Here is an 18805-nt window from a genome sequence, read left to right as displayed (position 1 = left end):
GACATCGAGACCAGAAAAAGTCCCCCCTGCGCAGGCCTGTTCGGCCCTTGTCCGACCCTGGCGGTTTTGGCTTGATGAGTCGACAGGGTGGAAGGCCGACGAGCGCCTTGCCCTGATCGGCCCGTGAGAACGGGTCCGAATTTCCGACTCGTTTAAAGGGAATTTACGATGAGAGCAATCAAAGGTTTATTCAGCGCGCTGGTGTGTGCCGGGCTGGTGTTCAGCACCGCCTCCACGTGCGCTCAGGCGGTGCCCGAGCCGGCCATCAGCGATAAGAAAGTGGTTTCCTCCACCACTACCGATGCGGTTGAGTCCAGTCCGGCGGAACTGCTGGAGGGCAGTCGAACCGACTATTTTTCATGCTCGGTGGGCCGCTTCAGGGGCGAACTCGAGGCGAGGGTGGTGTTCGCCTCCGCCGGCAGCACGGCTTACTTCGATGTCAGTACGGTGCGCTACCGGATTGTCCGCAGCAGCGGCCAGGGTGGCGGCAACAAGGCCAATATCAACTTTCACCTGGACACCCTGAACAAGCAGGGGGTGACCAGGGCCAGCGACCAATACCGTTCGCCGGACTCCTTGCGCCAGGATGGCAGCTGGCACCTGCTGGACGTCAACCGGATCGTCCGCACGGATTATCAGGGCGCGGTGACCTTCGAGTTCGTGTTCGACCGCTCGGTGGCCAGTGACACCCGATGTGCGGCCCACAAGACCTACCAGTGGGCCGGTGCCTCGACCGCGCGCACCGGCGCGGCGGATTGAGCCGGTTCAAGGGGCATCAAGTCCTGGCGCCTGGCGAATCAGGAAGTGATCCAGGTTGTCGATTTCACAACTGAACACGCTGAAGGTCTGGTCCGGGTTCTTCTTGCTCGGCACTTGCTTCAATTGCGGCGTGACACCGTAGAAGAAGCAATACAGGTCTTCAGCCTGGTCGATGACACTCTTGATCTCTTCCAGGAACACCGTGCGCTGGCGGTAGTTCTCGATCAGGCTTTTGCTCAGGTAGACATTGATCGAGTAGCGCTTCTTGTCGGCCCACACCGGTTTGTCGAAAACCACGCTGAAGCTGGTCTTGTAGTCCTTGATTTCCTTTATTTTTCCCCAGTAGATCAGGCCCTGGCGGTCCTGGCAGTATTCGACCTTCTTGAAGAAGGTGTTGTAGTTCAGGGTCAGGTCGCCAATGGTCAGGGGCATGCGTTTGAGCAGGTCCTTGTTGGCGTGGTTGGAGACGAAGCACTCCACCGGATGGGCGAACACGCTGGTGCGGTTCGGTGGGGCCTTGGTTTCCTGGACGGCGGGAGTATCGATGATGACTGGCGTCGGTTCCGCTATTGGTTGCGCCGGTCGGGTGTCGACGCTGGCCGGCGTCTTGCGGGCATAGGTGCGGCGGGTCAGCAGCAGCTCGACGGGGAAGTTCTGTTCGCCTTCGATATCGTCCGGCGGCTGTTCCCCATCGAGCCCGCTCGGTGCGGTTTCCGCGCTCAGGTACGGGCAGTCCGCCAGGTGCCGGGTACTGGGCATGTTCTTGAAATGCGGGGTGCGTTTGAAGCGTGGGTTGCTGGCGTTGTAGGTGGTCAGCCGGTTGCTGCTGTCGAACGCCGCGCGGCAGGCATCGTTCGGGCACTGGAAGCTTTCCCGGCTGGAGTCGAACTCCACCGTCTCGTCGAAGTTCAGATCGCGGACGTCATAGATCGTCAGTTTTTCGTCGAGGCTGATGCAGTAGGCCTTGTCGAATTTCATAGCGGGTCCTGCCACTGCAACTGCGCCGGCTGGCGTTTCACCAGGACCTTGCCGTCACGGATCGAATACAGCGGCAGGCCCTGGCTGCGGATCATCTCGTAGTCGCTGTCGGCCGAGAGGATCAGCAAGTTGGCCGGGCGTCCGACTTCCAGCCCGTAGCGTTCACCCAGGGCCATGGCCTTGGCACTGTTGTCGGTGACCAGGTCCAGCGCGCTTTGCAGATTGCGATAACCGAGCATATGGCAGATATGCAGCCCGGCCTCCAGCACCCGCAGGATATTGCCGTTGCCCAAGGGGTACCAGGGGTCGACGATGGAGTCCTGGCCGAAACAGACATTCATCCCGGAGTCCAGCAACTCGCCCACCCGGGTCACGCCCCGCCGCTTCGGAAAGTTATCGAAGCGGCCCTGCAAGTGAATGCTCTCGGTGGGGCAGGAGACAAAACTGATCCCCGAGGCTTTCAGCAAACGGAACAGCTTGGCGCAGTAGGCATTGTCGTAGGAGCCCATGGCCGTGGTGTGGCTGGCGGTCACCCGTGAACCCATGTCGCGGCTGCGGGCTTCTTCGGCCAGCACTTCAAGGAAACGCGAGTGCGGATCGTCGGTTTCGTCGCAATGCACGTCCACCAGGCAGCCGGTTTTTTCCGCCAGGTCCATCAGGAACTTCACTGAGGACACGCCCTGGTCCCGGGTGTATTCGAAGTGCGGGATGCCGCCCACCACGTCGGCACCGAGATTGATCGCCTCGACCATCAGTTCCCGGCCATTGCGATAGGACTCGATGCCTTCCTGGGGAAACGCCACGATCTGCAGGTCGATCAGGTGCCGGCTTTCCTCGCGCACTTCGAGCATGGCCTTGAGCGCGGTCAGCTGCGGATCGGTGACGTCGACATGGGTCCGCACATGCTGGATGCCATGGGCGGCAAGGCTGCGAATGGTTTTCTTCGCGCGGGTCTTGGTGTCTTCATGGGTGATGGTCGCCTTGCGTTCGCCCCAGCACTCGATGCCTTCGAACAGGGTGCCGCTCATGTTCCAGCGTGGCTCGCCGGCGGTGAGGGTGGCGTCGAGGTGGATATGCGGTTCGACGAAAGGCGGGACCACCAGGTTGCCCTGGGCGTCGAGATCATCTGGGCCGGCGCTCAACGGGCCGGTTTGCGGGGTGATGCTCGCGATCCGTGCGTGTTCCAGGTGCAGGTCATACAGGCCTTCGCGGTGACGCAGCTTGGCGTTGAGGATATGCATGGGCGGGGTCCTTGTCGTACGTGTCGTCATAAGGTATCCGAAGTCTGCAGGAAACTGCTCGGAGATCGGCCGAGAACTCGGCGGAACATGGTCGAAAACGCCGCCGGGCTCTGGTAGCCGAAATCCAGGGCAATCCGCGTGACCGACTCGCCTTGACTCAACCGGGCCAGGGCCAGGACCACGCAGACCCGTTGTCGCCATTGGGAAAAGCTCAGGACGGTCTGGTCCTGGAACAGGCGCCCGAAGCTGCGCAGGCTCAGGTGCAGGCGGTCCGCCCAGGCCCGGGGGGACTGGCGGATGTCCGGTTGCCCGACGAAGGCCTGGCACAGCGGCAGCAGGCGCGGGTCCTGGGGCAGGGGGATATGCAGAGGCAGGCTGTGGGCGCGGGCCAACTCATGCAGCAACAGGGTGATCAGCGCGCCATCGCGGCCCTGTGGGTCGTAGTCCACCGGCATGTCGACGGCGGCGATCAGCAACTGCCGTAGCAGGGCCGAGACTTCCAGTACCTGGCAGGCCTGGCTCATCTCGCCGACGGCATCGGGCTCGATATACAGGCTGCGGGTGCTGACACCGAGCATCAGCACCTGATGGGGCACGCCGGGAGGAATCCACACCGCGCGTTGCGGCGGGACGATCCAGTTGCCGCCATCGGTGAGCACATGCATCACCCCCGTGGCGCCATAGAGCAATTGCGCCCGACGGTGCTGGTGGCGGGCCAGCAGGTGCCCGTGGGGGTAGTCGGTGCCGATGGCGATCACGGCCTGGGGCAGGTGATCGAACTGAGCGAGGGACGTGTTGCGCATGGCAGGGTCTGTCTGGCCGAAACGCAAACAGTATTGACGGACTTGCGCAAGCGCGCCAAGTGTCAGCTGCTTAAGGTTGGGGTTCTCTCTTTCTGAAAGGACCCGACGTGATGCTTTATGGGCTGTTGGCACTGTTTGGCGGACTGGCAGGGGTGACCAGCGTGCTGTTCGGTTTTGGTGGCGGTTTTGTGGTGGTGCCGTTGTTGTACTGGGCCCTGAGCGGCAGCCCGGACCCGGCGATCAGCACGGCGGCGATGCAGATTGCCGTGGCGACCTCGACCTGCGTGATGATCGCCAATGCCCTGATCGCCACGGGCAAGCACCGGCGTGCCGGAAATCTGCGGCGCGCTTATATCTGGCCGCTGGCGGGGTTTATCGGGCTGGGTTCGGTGTTGGGGGCGGTGCTGGCCAGTTTGGTCAGCAGCGGGACGGTACGTTGGGCCTTTATCGCTTATCTGGCGCTGACCATTGTCGATTGTCTGGTACGGCGCGGGTTTATGCAGCAGGGCGCGACGGGGTTGGTGCAACCGCTCAAGCCCTTTGTCACGGTGGGCGGAGGGGTGGTGATCGGTGTCGTGGCGACTTTTCTCGGTGTCGGTGGCAGCGTCATGACGGTGCCGCTGTTGCGACGCAACGGCTTGAGCATGAACCTCGCTACGGCCATGGCCAATCCACTGAGCGTGCCGGTGGCGGTGGTCGGGACCCTGACTTATGTGGCGCTGGCCGGGTTCCGGCCACTGGGGCTGGGGCCCTGGTTTGCCGGGTATGTGGATCTGCTGGCGTTCGCGGTGCTGATCCTTGGATCGCTGGCGGGGATGCGCCTGGCGACGCCTTGGATCGGGCGCTTGCCGGACCGTTTGCATGCCAGGGTCTACATCGGCTTGCTGGCGCTGGTGCTGTTGGCGATGTTACTGAACTGACTCGCCCATCAATACACCCCGAACCTGTAGGAGCAGGGCTTGCCCGCGAAGAGGCCCGCAAGATCGCTAAAAGCTTCGCGGGCAAGCCCTGCTCCTACAGGGGGCGGTGCTCGGCCTCAGGATCAGACGGTCAACAAACGCTCGCGCAACTTGGCGACCTCGTCGCGCATCTGCGCCGCCGCCTCGAACTCCAGGTCGCGGGCCAACTGGTACATCTTCTCTTCCAACTGGCGGATACGCTTGGTGATCTCGCTCGGCGAACGCAGTTCGTTTTCGTAGCGGGCGTTTTCCTCGGCGGCCTTGGCCATGCCCTTGCGCTTCTTGCTGCGCGAACCGGGCACGGTGGCGCCTTCCATGATATCGGCGACATCCTTGAACACGCCCTTGGGCGTGATGCCATTGGCCAGGTTGTGGGCAATCTGTTTGTCGCGGCGGCGCTCGGTCTCGCCGATCGCCCGTTCCATGGAACCGGTGATGCGGTCCGCATAAAGGATCGCCCGGCCGTTGAGGTTGCGCGCCGCCCGCCCGATGGTCTGGATCAGCGAGCGCTCGGAGCGCAGGAAACCTTCCTTGTCCGCATCGAGGATCGCCACCAGCGACACCTCGGGCATGTCCAGGCCCTCGCGCAGCAGGTTGATCCCCACCAGCACATCGAAGGTGCCCAGGCGCAGGTCGCGGATGATTTCCACGCGCTCCACGGTGTCGATGTCCGAGTGCAGGTAACGTACCCGTACGCCATGGTCGGCGAGGTAGTCGGTAAGGTCTTCGGCCATGCGCTTGGTCAGGGTGGTGACCAGTACGCGCTCCTCCACGGCCACACGTTTGGCGATTTCCGAGAGCAGGTCGTCGACCTGGGTCAGCGCCGGGCGGATCTCCACCTGGGGGTCCACCAGGCCGGTGGGACGCACCACTTGCTCGATGACCCGGCCGGCGTGTTCGGCTTCGTAGTTGCCGGGGGTGGCGGAGACAAAAATGGTCTGCGGGCTCACCGCTTCCCACTCGTCGAAGCGCATCGGCCGGTTGTCCAGCGCCGAGGGCAGGCGGAAGCCGTATTCCACCAGGGTTTCCTTGCGCGAGCGGTCGCCCTTGTACATGGCGCCGACTTGCGGAACGCTGACGTGGGATTCGTCGATCACCAGCAGCGCGTCGGCCGGCAGGTAGTCGTAGAGGGTCGGCGGCGCCTCTCCGGAAGCGCGGCCGGAGAGGTAGCGCGAGTAGTTTTCGATACCGTTGCAGTAACCCAGTTCGAGGATCATTTCCAGGTCGAAGCGGGTGCGCTGTTCCAGGCGCTGGGCTTCCACCAGCTTGTTGTTGTCGCGCAGGTAGTCCAGGCGCTCCTTGAGTTCCTCCTTGATCCCGTCGATGGCACCGAGCAGGGTTTCCCGTGGCGTCACGTAGTGGCTTTTCGGATAGAAGGTAAAGCGCGGCAGCTTGCGGATCACTTCGCCGGTCAGCGGATCGAAGGCCGAGAGGCTTTCCACTTCGTCGTCGAACAGCTCGATGCGGATCGCTTCCAGGTCGGATTCGGCCGGGTACACGTCGATCACATCCCCGCGCACACGGAAGGTGGCACGGGCGAAGTCCATATCGTTGCGAGTGTATTGCAGGTCGGCCAGGCGGCGCAGCAGGGCGCGCTGGTCGAGCTTGTCGCCGCGGTCCACGTGCAGGACCATCTTCAGGTAGGTTTCCGGGCTGCCCAGGCCATAGATGCAGGACACCGTGGTGACGATGATGGCGTCCTTGCGCTCCAGCAGCGCCTTGGTCGCCGACAGGCGCATCTGTTCGATATGGTCGTTGATCGAGGCATCCTTCTCGATAAAGGTATCGGAGGAGGGCACATAGGCTTCCGGCTGGTAGTAGTCGTAGTAGGAAACGAAATACTCCACGGCGTTGTTCGGGAAAAATGCCTTGAACTCGCCGTACAACTGCGCGGCCAGGGTCTTGTTCGGCGCCAGCACCAGGGTCGGGCGTTGCACCTGGGCGATGACGTTGGCGATGCTGAAGGTCTTGCCCGAGCCGGTCACCCCGAGCAGGGTCTGGTGAGCCAGGCCGGCTTCGATGCCCTCGACCATCTGACGGATGGCTTCAGGCTGGTCGCCGGCGGGCTGGAAGCGGGTGACGAGCTGGAATTCGGACATAACCTACCTCTGGGTTCATTCCCACCTGACAGTCGCGGCGAAAACGAGAAAGACCTCTTACGACCGATGTCGTAGGGAAAAAACATGATAATGCTGGATATGGTGCCCGGGAGGACAGCTTTCAAGGCAATCGCCACCCGGGCAGCTTGTTGCAATTGGACGGGCGTCCCGCAAATAAATCAAAAAACTTGTCACATTCCGACAATAGTCGGTCGCCCTGGCCGGTGATGGCCTCTATACTAGCTCCCCGTTTGTGCACCGCTCTAGTGCAATCGGCCGGAGCGTTGTCACTTCCCTCCACCCCCCATTCAGAGCCGCCGCAATAATGAGCCTGTTCTCCGCTGTCGAAATGGCACCACGCGATCCTATCCTGGGCCTCAACGAAGCATTCAATGCCGATACCCGTACCGACAAGGTCAATCTGGGTGTGGGTGTTTACTGTGACGAAAGTGGGAAAATTCCACTGTTGCGGGCCGTTGTCGAAGCCGAAACCCAGCGCGCGGCTCAGCATGCCTCCCGTGGCTACTTGCCGATCGACGGTATTGCCGCCTACGACAAGGCCGTGCAAACCCTGTTGTTCGGTCAGGATTCGCCGCTGATCGCCGCCGGTCGTGTGCTCACCACCCAAGCGGTGGGCGGTACCGGTGCGCTGAAAATCGGTGCGGACTTCCTCAAGCAACTGCTGCCGGACGCTACCGTCGCCATCAGCGACCCGAGCTGGGAAAACCATCGCGCGCTGTTCGAAACCGCCGGTTTCCCGGTGCAGAATTATCGTTATTACGATGCCGCGAGCAACGGTGTGAACCGTGCCGGTCTGCTGGAAGACCTCAACGCGCTGCCGGCCAAGTCCATCGTCGTGCTGCACGCCTGCTGTCACAACCCGACCGGTGTCGACCTGACCCCGGCCGACTGGCAGGACGTACTGAACGTCGTCAAAACCAAGGATCTGGTGCCGTTCCTCGATATGGCGTACCAGGGTTTTGGTGATGGCATTGATGAAGACGCCGCCGCCGTGCGTCTGTTCGCTGAATCGGGCCTGACCTTCTTTGTCTCCAGCTCGTTCTCCAAATCGTTCTCGCTGTACGGCGAGCGGGTTGGTGCACTGTCGATCGTCAGTGAGTCGAAAGAAGAGACCGCCCGCGTCCTGTCCCAGGTCAAGCGCGTGATCCGCACCAACTACTCCAACCCGCCGACCCATGGTGCGACCATCGTCGCGGCGGTGTTGAACAACCCTGAGCTGCGCGCCCAGTGGGAAGCGGAGCTGGCGGAGATGCGCCTGCGTATTCGCGGCATGCGCATGCAGATGGTCGACCTGCTGGCCCAGTACGGCGCCAAGCGTGACTTCAGCTTCGTCGGTCGCCAGCGCGGGATGTTCTCCTACTCCGGCCTGACGGTCGAGCAAGTGGCCCGCCTGAAAAACGAGTTCGGCATCTATGCCCTGGATACCGGCCGTATCTGCGTGGCGTCGTTGAACCAGCGCAATATCGAAGCGGTGGTGAAGGCGATCGTTCAGGTGATCTGACTCCGCCGGTAATACCCTGGCGCCCCATGAAAAAGGCCTGCAGCGATGCAGGCCTTTTTTTTGTCTGGAGCAACATGAACCACAACTTAAAACTCGGTGAAGAAATTTTCACCGCTACTTAAATCAGTGTTCATGAAGGCCATGGGCAAAAAATTATATATAGGTGCTGGCAATCACAATAACAGCTGCACCCGCCACCTCCTTCGCTGACGCGAAGATTGTCCTTGCCTTCGGGCACTTTCTGCCCTTTACCGCTTTACGTTTCCACCCCTTCGCGCGGAGGACGGAGTGTATCCGTCGTTTGCACTAACAAGAGGGTGAAACATTATTAACCAGGGGAATTACAATGATGTCGACCAAACTCAACTTCCTGACGCTGGCGGTCTCGCTGGGCATGGCCCAGGCGGCCATGGCGACCACCGTGACGGATCAAGACGAGGCCAAGGGTTTCGTCGAGGACAGCAGCCTCAACCTGCATCTGAAGAACCAGTACTTTGACCGTGACGTGAAAAACGGTCCGGCGGACAAGAAGGACTGGACCCAGGGCATCTTCGGCAACTACAGCTCCGGCTTCACCCAGGGCACCGTCGGTTTTGGCGTGGATGCCTTCGGTTACTGGGGGATCAAGCTCGATGGCGGCGCCGGCACGGCCGGTACCGGTAACCTGCCGGTGGGTCGCAATGGCGAGCCCGAGGACGATTACGCCAAGGCCGGCGGCGCGGTGAAGATGCGGATTTCCAAGACCGAATTGCTCTACGGCGATATGCAGCCCACCGCGCCGGTCTTCGCCGCCGGCGGTACCCGGCTGATTCCGCAAACCGCCACCGGCTTCAACCTGCTGAGCAGCGAGATCAAGGACCTGGACCTGGAAGCCGGGCATTTCACCAGTGGCACCGGGGTGGTCTCCACCAGCAACGATCACTCGCTGTATGCCACCTACGCCAACGTCACCGCCAGCGCCGTCAACTACCTCGGTGGCAAGTACAAGGTCAACGACAACCTCAACTTCACTCTCTACGGTTCCGAGTTCGAAGACGTCTGGCGCCAGTACTACACCAACGGCAACTACACCCTGGCGCTTTCGCCGGGTCAGTCGCTGAACTTCGACTTCAACCTGTACAAGACCAATGACGAAGGTTCGGCCAAGGCTGGTCCGATCAACAACACCGCGTTCTCCTTCGCCACGGCCTACACCTTCCTGACGGCGCATACCGTGACCCTGGCGTTCCAGAAGATCCATGGCGACACGCCGTTCGACTATGTCGGCTTCGGCACCAACGGCCCTGGCGACGGCGGCGACTCGATCATGCTGGCCAACTCCGTGCAGTACTCGGACTTCAACGGTCCGGGCGAGAAATCCTGGCAGGCGCGTTATGACCTGAACATGTTGACTTATGGCGTGCCGGGCCTGAGCTTCATGACCCGTTATATCTACGGTGACGATATCGACGGCACCAAGATGGCCGCGGACAGCGCGTACAACCAGCTGCACTACGGTGCCAACGGTACGCACCACGAGACCGATGTCGAGGCCAAGTACGTGGTGCAAAGCGGTCCGGCGAAGGACCTGGCGTTGCGCCTGCGCCAGTCGTTCCACCGTGCCAATGCCGATCAGCCTGAAGGCGACAACAACGAATTGCGCCTGATCGCCGATTACCCTATCTCGATCTTCTGATCACAGGGTGGGAAGAGGAGGGCTCAGGCGCTCTTCTTCCTGTTGTTCCAGCGGGCAGACATCCGCTTCTGGCCGCGCTGCCTCGACGCGATTCCTGCCCGAGCGCTTGGCCTGGTACAGGGCCGCATCCGCCAAGCCATAGGCCGTGTCGAAACTGGTGCCCATGGGACTGGCACTGACCCCGAAACTGGCGGTGATCTGCCGGTTCACCGGTTGCCCGAAGACATGCGAGGCAATGCAGTCACGCAGGGTCTCGGCAAGACTGAGGCCTTCCTCCAGCGTGCCGGCGGGAATCAGCACGGTAAATTCCTCTCCGCCCACGCGACCAATAAATCCCGCATTGCCCACGGCCCGGCGCAGGCAGCCGACGATGCCTTGAATCACCGCATCGCCCGCCGGATGGCCGAATTCGTCGTTGACTTGCTTGAAGTGGTCGATGTCCAGCACCACCATCGCCGCCCCGGTCTTGCGCAGCGCTTGCACGGTCAGGTCAATCACCGCGCCGCGGTTCAGCACATCGGTCAGTGCATCGTGGGTGGCACGGTATTCGAGCTGGCGGGCGAGGGTTTGCAACTGCGCATTGAGGGCGTTCATTTCGCGCTCGGCACGGTCGCTGCGGCGTATCAGCCGGCGCGTCTCGCGCATGAGCCGCTCGAAGTGCACGGTCAGCTCGCCGAGGGCTTGCTGGTACACCGGGGCGTCGGCTTCAGTCAGGGCCAGAATCGAACGGGCGTGTTCCAGGGCGTCGGTTTCGCTCCTGAACAGGTCGTGTGCCGCGTCATCCTGTGCGCCGGCGGAAGTGACTGAAGCGGTCATGCTCACCATCCTTCTCCAGGAATCATTGGAGAGTCGTTGCGTGGTCGTTGAAGATGATGGCGGTAAAATCGGCCTTCAGTTCTTCACCGAATTCGAAGATGGTTTCATCTTCTTCGTCGTGGTACCAGTTCACCTGCATCTCGTTACCCGATTGGGCGGCCTTGTCCAGGGCATCGAAAATGCTGAACAGCATCTTGGTGCTGGAGCTGTTGAAGTAGGCCAGCGCAATATGGGTGGTGATGGTGGTGTCCTCGCGGGCGGCGAGGTAGGTGCGCAGTTGCTGGAGGACAGGGGCATAGAAGGCGGCGGCATTTTCCGGGTAGGACTCGCCTTTTATCGTCAGCAGATTCTGATCGAAACGAAAGTCGACTTCCGGAGATGTGGCAGTTGCTTCAATGTAGAAATTATCCATGGCGATTGCGTCACTCTACTTAGATAGTGGCTTTAAGGCAGAACAGCGTGGTTCCCGGCTCGTCCGCTCTTGGGTAGAAATCGAATTCCAACGGTGCGCAGGCATCGCGCGCCATTGTCAGGAAGCCCAGGCCGGCCCCCTTGCTGTCCGCAGGGGTTTCCGCACGCAAGGTCACTTTGTACGCTTGCTTGATCTCCTCCAGCGACATGTTGCGCAGGGGCTCGAGCTTTTCCCGCAGGCGGTCGACATCACTGGTGGCGATCGGGTTGGCACAGAGCATCAGGTGGCGATCACCTTCTGCGCTGATGCACACGGCACCCTGGCGCAGCGACGACTCTTCACGCGGCTCGGTGGGCAACGAGTCGGAGGAATAGTGAATGATGTTTTGCGACAATTCGACGAAGGAGGAAAACAGTTTGCGCCGTGTCGGCCCGTTCACCCCTGAAATCTCCAGCTGCAGCCGCACCACCTCGGCCATCGCGGTAATGATGGTGTGGGAGAAATAACCCATGTGATAGAAAATCACATTACGTTGCTGGGCCAGGTCGAAGAAGTGGCAATCGGCGTGGGCTGTGTTCGAATTAATCATGATTGTTTCCAAGACGCGCGCAGAAGAGGGTGAGATCGTCACGCCGGTTTTGCTCTCCTTGCCAATTGGCCAGCGTGCGTTGCAAGGCTTCGCAGATGACGGTCGCTGGCTGATTGCGGTGTTCCAGTATCGTGTCGAAGGTCTTGCTCTTGCCGAACGCAATGTTGCGCGGGCCGCCAATCTGGTCGGTCAGGCCGTCGGTGGCGATGAATACCAGGCTGTCCGGCACGATCGTCACCTGGCTTACCGGCCATTGGTAGTTGATGTCACTGTCGACGTAGCCGACGCCGACACGCTGACCGGCGAGGGTTTCCAGTTGTTGGGCATCAGGCGGCAAGAGGTTGAGGGACATGCGCGCGCCGGCAAAGCTCAGGGTCTGGCTGGCGCTGTCGAACCAGAAGAAAGCGGCATCCAGGCCATCGTCGGACTCGGGGGTTTCATCGACGCCCTGGACCTGCCCCAGCAGTTCCTTGACGCTTTTATTCACCGCCGATAACAGCGCGCCGGGATCACGCGGTCCGAGCTTGGCCAGTGCCTGGGTCAGCGAGGAGGAGGCGATCAGGGTCATGAAGGCGCCGGGAACACCGTGCCCGGTGCAGTCGGCAATCGCCCCGAACCAGCCATCGGGGTAGGCGCAGAAATGGTAGAAGTCGCCGCCGACCACATCCCGTGGTTCCCACAGCAGGGTGGCATCGTCCAGGGTCGACTTCAGGGCATCCCGCGAAGCGCGCAGCATGGCGCGCTGGATAACGCTCGCATACTCGATGCTCTGCATGATCTGGCGATTTTTTTCGGCCTGCATGGCCGCGACCACTTCCATCAGTTGCAGGCCACTGCCCAGTCCGGCGAATTGGCCGTTGCGGGTAATGATAAAACCGTCGGCCAGGGTCTTTTCGCCAAATTCCACGGTCTTGAACGTCAGCTCTTCGATGCTCATTCCGGCATCGACGATCAAGGGTTCCTTGTCCATGAAGGCAATGCAGCTTTTCTTGTCGTACAGCTCGCGGTGAAACGGCTTGCTCATCATCGACAGGAAGATATTGCGGTTGATCAGGCCGATCGGGCGCTCGTCTTCGAGTACTGCCAGGCAGACGATTTCCTTGTGCGCGTTGAAGGTCTCCATCACCAGGGCATTGGTGCTGTTGGAGTCGATCACCGGCACTTCAATGCACAAGTCACCGGCGCAGCGATGATCTCTAGGCCGCTGTGGACGCATAAAGGGGAAGTTTTCTGCGCGCATGCTGGGGTCGCCGGGCGAGGTGAAGGCACAATGCTATCTGCGGAATATGAAGCTTATATGACGGCCTCCCGCTTGGTCGCCGAGTCGAGTCCGCGACGGGATGGCGGTCGTTGCACGGCAGGTGATGTATCACACTGTGTACGAACCGGCGGCGGATACATCCCGCGACGTGCTGCCCGGGTCCGCGACACAGAAGGGATACACGCTCGCGGTTAACTTTGCTGGTCGAACAACGCAGCCCACGACGCTGCTGGTTCGCGCCATTCATTGTTGATCGGGAGATGTCCATGAAGCGCCCCTACGCGGCCCTTGCCGCCACCCTTGCATTCTCGCTGACGGTTCTCGCCAGCGCTGCCCATGCCGCCGATGAAAGCCCTAAGGAAAAATGCTACGGCGTGTCCAAGGCCGGCCAGAACGATTGTGCCGCCGGCAAAGGCACCTCCTGTGCCGGCACCGCCGAGGCCGACTACCAGGGCAATGCCTGGGTGCTGGTGGACAAGGGCACCTGCCTCCAGATCAAGACGCCCAAGGGCGTCGGCTCCCTGACGGAGCAGCCATGAACCGCGGCAACAGCGGCGCGACTGCCGGCCTGAGGCGCCTGCTGCCTGAGCCACTGTTGCTGCTGGTGGCGCGCCTGGGGATCGCCTCGGTGTTCTTTCTTTCCGGGCGCACCAAGGTGCAAGGCCTGTTGACGATCAAACCGTCGACCTACGTGCTGTTTCGTTCGGAGTACGTGTTGCCGTTGATTCCGTCCGACCTGGCGGCGCACCTGGCGACCTATGCCGAGCACCTGCTTCCGATCCTGCTGGTGCTGGGTCTGCTGACACGACCGGCCGCCGCCGCACTGCTGGGCATGACCCTGGTCATCGAGATCTTCGTTTATCCCGATGCCTGGCCGACGCACCTGACCTGGGTAGGCCTGCTGTTGCCACTGATCGCTTATGGCGGCGGTCACTGGTCGCTCGATGCGCTGCTGCAGCGCCAACGCCGCTAACGCACCACCCATCATCCACCATCACATCAGGCCCTGGCGGCCTGTGGGGAAACACCATGCGCAAGATTCCAACCCTGGCCCTGGCCGCACTGGCCCTGGCGACACCGATGTTTGCCGGTGCCGCCGAGGCGACGCCGCCCGCTGGCGCGAAAAACATCGTCATCGTCCACGGCTCCTTCGTCGACGGGTCGGGCTGGCGGGTCGTTCACGACATCCTGATCCACAAGGGCTACAAGGTCACCGTCGTGCACCAGCCGGCGACCAATATGGACGAAGACGTCGCCGCCACCCGCCTGGTCCTCGACCAGCAGGTCGGTCCGGTGGTGCTGGTCGGTCACAGTTCCGGTGGTGCGGTGATCGGCATGGCCGGTGATCGCGACAAGGTCAAGGCACTGGTCTATGTCGCCGCGCTGCAACCGGAAGTGGGCGAAAGCCTGACCCAGTTGCTGGACTCCATGCCGGCGCCGAACAACGACATCCATGCCACCCGTGACGGGCACCTGTTCGTCGACCGCGCCAAGTTCGGCGAAGACTTCGCCGCCGACCAGACCAGCAATCGCACCGATTTCCTCGCGGCCTCGCAAGTACCGGCGACCACCGAGACTTTCGGCGCGCGGACCTGGGCCGCGGCCTGGCACCAGAAACCCAGCTACGGGATTGTCGCCACTGAGGACAAGGCCCTGAACCCGGATCTGCAGCGCTGGATGTACAAGCGCGCCGGTTCCACGGTGACCGAGATCAAGGGCAGCCACACGCTGTACATCTCGCAGCCCGAGGCGGTGGCGAAAGTCATCGAGCAGGCCGCGTTGAACGTCAAGTAACACCCATCCGGCACCTGAACTTTCACTGTTGTACCCCCTGACTGAACTGGAGAAACATCATGGCTAGCACCGCATCCCGTTTGAGCCTTGCCACCGCCGCCGCGTTGATTGCACTGGCATCCGCATCCTTTGCCGTATCGGCCAGTGCCGCCGAGAAAGAGCAGCCGGGCCGCTGCTACGGCGTCAACAGTTGCAAGGGCGAAAGCCTCTGCGCCACCGCCAGGAACGACTGCAAGGGACTGAACAGCTGCAAGGGGCAGGGCGTTATCGTCAAGACCCCGAGTGAGTGCCTCAAGGCCGGCGGCACCCTGACTGAGCCGAAGTAAGGGCAGGGCACGGACGTAGTGCCCTACGCAAAATTTGCCTTCGACACCATCCTTGTAGGAGCAGGGCTTGCCCGCGAAAGGGCCCGTGAGAACGCCAAAGCTTCACGGGCAAGCCGGGACGCCGGACCGCCTGCTCCTACAGGTTGCGCGGTGTTTTCAAAACAGTATTCCTCTCTCAAGCCGAGTACATGCGATGTCCACTACCCCCTTCTCGGGCTACGGCCTGGGCCTGCGCAAGGAGCACTATCGGGACTTCCTGGAGAACCGGATCCCCGTCGACTTCGTCGAGGTGATTTCGGAGAACTTCATGGTCGACGGCGGTCAACCGCGGCATATCCTGCGCCAGATCCGCGAGCGTTATCCGGTCGCGCTGCACGGTGTCTCGATGTCCGTCGGCTCGGCGGACGGGCTCGACTCCGCTTACCTGCATCGCTTGAAGGCACTGGTCGACGAGATCGAACCCGTGTTCGTCTCCGACCACCTGAGCTGGTCGCGCATCGATCACTTCAATTCCCATGACCTGTTGCCCGTGCCTTATACCGACGAGGCGCTGGATCTGGTCTGCGCGAATATTTCCCGCGCCCAGGATGTCCTGGGTCGCACCCTGCTCTTTGAAAACCCCTCCAGCTACCTGGCCTTCGACGGCGCTTCGATGACCGAGTGGGAATTTATTGCTGCCATGTCCAGGCGCACCGGCTGCGAGCTGCTGCTCGACGTCAACAATCTCTTCGTCAGTGCAAGCAACCACCACTTTGACGCCCTGGCGTTTCTCGATGGCCTGCCGGCCGACCGGGTAAGGCAGATCCACCTGGCCGGCCACAGCCAGGGCAAGGAGCTGCTGATCGATACCCATGACAGCCCGGTCTGTGCCGAGGTCTGGGCGTTATACACCCTGGCGATGGCCCGCTTCGGCCCGTTGGCGACAATGATCGAGCGCGATGACCGGATCCCGCCGCTGGCCGACCTGCTCAAGGAACTGACGATAGCCCGGACCCTCGGCGGCCTCGATGGGCGGGCCTGCTCGCGGAGTGGCGCATGAACCTGGCGCAATGGCAGCGTGAGCTGCGCAACTCTCTGGTCAGCGCCTCGGCGCAAGCGGCCGCCAATCTTGGCGCTACGGCGCAAGCCGGATTGTCCGTCTACCAGAACAACTACCGCGCGCAGTTGCTGGGATGCCTTGAGGAGGCTTTTCCCCAGGTCCGTACATGGATCGGCGCCGAGGCTTTTTTTACCGCCGCCGTCACCTATATCGATCAGCATCCGCCCCATGCCTGGACCCTGGATGCCTACCCGCAAGGATTCGCCGCGACCCTGGCGACGTTGTTTCCCGACAGCCCCGAGGTGCACGAGCTGGCCTGGATCGAGCGGGCACTCGATGAGTCGTTCGTGGCCGCCGATGCCGAGCCGCTGCCCATGGCTGTGCTGGCGAGCATGGATTGGGAGACGGCCTGCCTGAGATTTACAGCGTCCCTCAGAACTGGTGCCCTGACCAGCAACGCCGAGCCGATCTGGTCGGCCCTCAGCGAAGGGCTGCCGCTACCCGCGCCCGAGCGCTTGGCCGAGACAGCGGGCCTGCTGGTCTGGCGTCGGCAGAGGGTGGTGCGCCTGCGACCTGTCGAGGCACTGGAACACCAGGCGCTGTTGCGCTTGCAGGAGAACGGCAGTTTTTCCGGGTTGTGCGAATGGCTCGTTGAACGCCTTGGCGAAACCGCCGGTATTGCCAAGGCCGGATCGCTACTCGCCAGTTGGTTGGCCGGCGAGCTGATTGTCGGCGTCGACTGATCTCGCTCGACGTCGCTCGAAAACCGGGCGCCTGCCCGATTGACTGTATCCTATGGGGGGGGATAGGATAAAAGCACATTCATTCGGAAACCGGCGCCATGAGCGAATCCTTGCACGTGCATCAGACACACGAGGCGATCATCAAACGGCTCAAGCGTGCCGAAGGGCACCTGCGCAGCATCATCGGCATGATCGAAACGGGGCGGCCCTGCGTGGACGTGGCCCAGCAACTCCATGCGGTGGAAAAGGCCGTGTGCCAGGCCAAGCGCACGCTGATCCAGGACCATATCGACCATTGCCTTGAAGACACCGTCGGGGCGATGACCGCTGCCGAACGGGCACCGCTGGAAGCATTCAAGCAGATCACCAAATACCTGTAGACGGGGGTGGGTGTTCATCCCCGCTGCACGGGGTTGAAGGGCCCGGACACGTCGGAGCATCGCCATGCTGGATATCCTGAAAAACACTACCTATCGGCATCTGTTTCTCGCTCAGATCATTGCGCTGGTGGGGACTGGCCTGGCCACGGTTGCCCTTGGCTTGCTGGCCTACGACCTGGCCGGCGCCCAGGCCGGGGTCGTGCTGGGCACCGCCCTGGCGATCAAGATGAGTGCCTATATCGGCGTCGCCCCCGTGGCTGCTGCCTTTGCCGAACGCCTGCCGCGCCGGGCAATGCTGGTGGCATTGGATCTGATTCGGGCCCTGGTGGCGCTGGCCTTGCCCTTTGTCAGCGAGATCTGGCAGATCTATGTGCTGATCTTCGTGCTGCAATCGGCCTCGGCAGCGTTTACCCCGACGTTCCAGGCGACCATTCCCGACATTCTTCCCGACGAGGAGCAATACACCCGCGCTCTGTCGTTGGCGCGTCTGGCCTACGACCTGGAAAGCCTGGTCAGCCCGATGCTTGCCGCCGCGCTCCTCGGCGTGATCAGTTTCCATGGCCTGTTCGGCGGCACCGCGCTGGGATTTTTCGCTTCGGCCATGCTGGTCGGCTCGGTGGTGCTGCCCAAGGCCAGGAGAGGCGTGCGGCGCAGCATTTATGAGCGCACCACCCGTGGCGTGCGGCTGTTCCTGGCCACCCCGCGTTTGCGCGGGCTGCTGGCCCTGAACCTGGCGGTGGCTGCCGCCAGCGCTATGGTGATCGTCAATACCGTGGTGTTGGTGCAGGCGCATTTTTCCCTGCCGCAGCGGTTTACTGCCTTTGCCCTGGCGGCCTTTGGCGCGGGGTCGATGCTCACCGCCCTGGCGTTGCCGCGTCTGTTGAGCCGAGTGGCGGACCGCACGGTGATGCTGCTGGGCGCCGGGTTGCTGGTGATCGGCCTGGGCATCGGTGCGACGCTGGCTTCCTATAGCGCGCTGTTGCCGCTGTGGTTCCTGCTCGGAGTTGGTTATTCCCTGGCGCAGACTCCCGGCGGCAGGCTATTGCGTCGCTCGTCCCACGCAGAAGACCGTCCGGCATTGTTCGCGGCACAGTTTGCGCTGTCCCATGCCTGCTGGCTGATCACCTATCCGCTTGCCGGCTGGTTGGGCGCGCAGGTCGGTCTCGGTGCTTCGTTCATGGTCTTGAGCCTGCTTGCTGCCATGGCAGTGCTGGCCTGCCTGGTCATCTGGCGGCCGGCTCACGAGCAGGCCGCGCTCAGGCATAGCCATGATGACCTGCCATTGGATCACCCGCACCTGCACGACGCCGGCGGTAAAATCCACGAACACGCCTATATTATTGACGACGAGCATCGTCGCTGGCCGGTGTGACGGGCGGGCAGCGGCCTGTTGCCGATCCGGCAGGGGT

20 protein-coding genes are annotated in these 18805 nt (G+C 62.1%); 12 read left to right on the top strand and 8 right to left on the bottom strand.

All coding sequences use genetic code 11. From position 1 onward, the window contains the following. The first annotated feature begins 168 nt into the window (after positions 1 to 168). The gene (locus M5C56_RS01625; RefSeq protein ID WP_103497867.1) at positions 169 to 759 is read left to right on the top strand and encodes a hypothetical protein; all 591 of its coding nucleotides are present in this window, start codon (positions 169 to 171) and stop codon (positions 757 to 759) included. Positions 760 to 765: 6 nt separating this feature from the next. Here M5C56_RS01625 and M5C56_RS01620 read toward each other — a convergent pair whose 3' ends face one another. From M5C56_RS01620 to M5C56_RS01610, 3 genes are read right to left on the bottom strand one after another with little or no spacing between them, the layout of a single operon-like run. Beyond that, on the bottom strand, positions 766 to 1737 hold the full coding sequence (locus M5C56_RS01620; protein WP_103497869.1) for a hypothetical protein: 972 nt from the start codon (positions 1735 to 1737) through the stop codon (positions 766 to 768). Then, positions 1734 to 2978 (bottom strand): cytosine deaminase, encoded by a 1245-nt coding sequence (codA, locus tag M5C56_RS01615; protein ID WP_103497870.1) that lies wholly within the window; start codon positions 2976 to 2978, stop codon positions 1734 to 1736. Before codA ends, M5C56_RS01620 begins: the two co-directional genes overlap by 4 nt. Before the next feature lie 26 nt (positions 2979 to 3004). Further along, complete coding sequence (locus M5C56_RS01610) at positions 3005 to 3781, bottom strand: helix-turn-helix transcriptional regulator (protein ID WP_103497872.1); 777 nt, start codon at positions 3779 to 3781, stop codon at positions 3005 to 3007. 110 nt (positions 3782 to 3891) lie between these two features. On the opposite strand from M5C56_RS01610, the gene M5C56_RS01605 reads away from it, so the two are divergent. After that, positions 3892 to 4701, top strand: a complete 810-nt coding sequence (locus M5C56_RS01605) for a sulfite exporter TauE/SafE family protein (RefSeq protein ID WP_103497873.1) — start codon at positions 3892 to 3894, stop codon at positions 4699 to 4701. A gap of 122 nt (positions 4702 to 4823) precedes the next feature. Here the strand turns inward: M5C56_RS01605 and uvrB are convergent, their stop codons facing one another. Further along, positions 4824 to 6839, bottom strand: a complete 2016-nt coding sequence (uvrB, locus tag M5C56_RS01600; protein WP_103494202.1) for an excinuclease ABC subunit UvrB — start codon at positions 6837 to 6839, stop codon at positions 4824 to 4826. Positions 6840 to 7164: 325 nt separating this feature from the next. Here uvrB and M5C56_RS01595 point away from each other — a divergent pair, with 325 nt between their 5' ends. Both M5C56_RS01595 and M5C56_RS01590 read left to right on the top strand, forming a co-directional pair. Then, positions 7165 to 8361 (top strand): amino acid aminotransferase, encoded by a 1197-nt coding sequence (locus tag M5C56_RS01595; RefSeq protein WP_103494201.1) that lies wholly within the window; start codon positions 7165 to 7167, stop codon positions 8359 to 8361. Between the two features lie 346 nt (positions 8362 to 8707). Further along, positions 8708 to 10036 (top strand): OprD family porin, encoded by a 1329-nt coding sequence (locus tag M5C56_RS01590; protein ID WP_178129749.1) that lies wholly within the window; start codon positions 8708 to 8710, stop codon positions 10034 to 10036. On the opposite strand, the gene M5C56_RS01585 is transcribed toward M5C56_RS01590, so the two are convergent. The 4 genes from M5C56_RS01585 to M5C56_RS01570 are packed head-to-tail and all read right to left on the bottom strand — an operon-like array spanning position 10037 to position 13069. Continuing rightward, the gene (locus tag M5C56_RS01585; protein WP_103494200.1) at positions 10037 to 10852 is read right to left on the bottom strand and encodes a GGDEF domain-containing protein; all 816 of its coding nucleotides are present in this window, start codon (positions 10850 to 10852) and stop codon (positions 10037 to 10039) included. Between the two features lie 22 nt (positions 10853 to 10874). Further along, positions 10875 to 11264, bottom strand: coding sequence for a DUF1987 domain-containing protein (locus M5C56_RS01580; protein WP_100942705.1), 390 nt, complete (start codon positions 11262 to 11264; stop codon positions 10875 to 10877). A gap of 19 nt (positions 11265 to 11283) precedes the next feature. Then, positions 11284 to 11853, bottom strand: a complete 570-nt coding sequence (locus tag M5C56_RS01575) for a SiaB family protein kinase (protein WP_103494199.1) — start codon at positions 11851 to 11853, stop codon at positions 11284 to 11286. Further along, complete coding sequence (locus M5C56_RS01570) at positions 11846 to 13069, bottom strand: SpoIIE family protein phosphatase (RefSeq protein WP_247263017.1); 1224 nt, start codon at positions 13067 to 13069, stop codon at positions 11846 to 11848. The genes M5C56_RS01575 and M5C56_RS01570 overlap by 8 nt, the downstream gene beginning before the upstream one ends. A 311-nt stretch (positions 13070 to 13380) precedes the next feature. Here M5C56_RS01570 and M5C56_RS01565 point away from each other — a divergent pair, with 311 nt between their 5' ends. The 8 genes from M5C56_RS01565 (at position 13381) to M5C56_RS01530 (ending at position 18768) form a co-directional block, all read left to right on the top strand. Continuing rightward, positions 13381 to 13653, top strand: coding sequence for a DUF2282 domain-containing protein (locus M5C56_RS01565; protein ID WP_103494197.1), 273 nt, complete (start codon positions 13381 to 13383; stop codon positions 13651 to 13653). Next, positions 13650 to 14087, top strand: coding sequence for a DoxX family protein (locus tag M5C56_RS01560; protein ID WP_103494196.1), 438 nt, complete (start codon positions 13650 to 13652; stop codon positions 14085 to 14087). Before M5C56_RS01565 ends, M5C56_RS01560 begins: the two co-directional genes overlap by 4 nt. Positions 14088 to 14143: 56 nt before the next feature. After that, complete coding sequence (locus M5C56_RS01555) at positions 14144 to 14908, top strand: alpha/beta hydrolase (protein WP_103494195.1); 765 nt, start codon at positions 14144 to 14146, stop codon at positions 14906 to 14908. Positions 14909 to 14967: 59 nt separating this feature from the next. After that, positions 14968 to 15234 (top strand): hypothetical protein, encoded by a 267-nt coding sequence (locus M5C56_RS01550; RefSeq protein WP_103494194.1) that lies wholly within the window; start codon positions 14968 to 14970, stop codon positions 15232 to 15234. A gap of 193 nt (positions 15235 to 15427) precedes the next feature. Further along, entirely contained in the window at positions 15428 to 16273 is an 846-nt protein-coding gene (locus M5C56_RS01545; protein WP_103498965.1) for a DUF692 domain-containing protein, read from the top strand. After that, positions 16270 to 17016 carry a DNA-binding domain-containing protein gene (locus M5C56_RS01540; protein WP_247262999.1) on the top strand — a complete coding sequence of 249 codons (747 nt, stop codon included), beginning with the start codon at positions 16270 to 16272 and terminating at the stop codon, positions 17014 to 17016. The genes M5C56_RS01545 and M5C56_RS01540 overlap by 4 nt, the downstream gene beginning before the upstream one ends. Before the next feature lie 98 nt (positions 17017 to 17114). Beyond that, positions 17115 to 17396: a metal-sensing transcriptional repressor gene (locus tag M5C56_RS01535; protein WP_103498967.1), complete on the top strand. Its 282-nt coding sequence runs from the start codon at positions 17115 to 17117 to the stop codon at positions 17394 to 17396. A gap of 64 nt (positions 17397 to 17460) precedes the next feature. Then, positions 17461 to 18768, top strand: coding sequence for an MFS transporter (locus M5C56_RS01530; RefSeq protein WP_103498968.1), 1308 nt, complete (start codon positions 17461 to 17463; stop codon positions 18766 to 18768). Positions 18769 to 18805 lie beyond the last annotated feature (37 nt).

It is taken from the genome of Pseudomonas sp. MWU13-2862 (assembly GCF_023242495.1).
GTDB lineage: Bacteria > Pseudomonadota > Gammaproteobacteria > Pseudomonadales > Pseudomonadaceae > Aquipseudomonas > Aquipseudomonas gingeri_D.
Note: the sequence above shows the minus strand (reverse complement) of the source record. Positions and strands in the feature narration are given on the sequence as shown.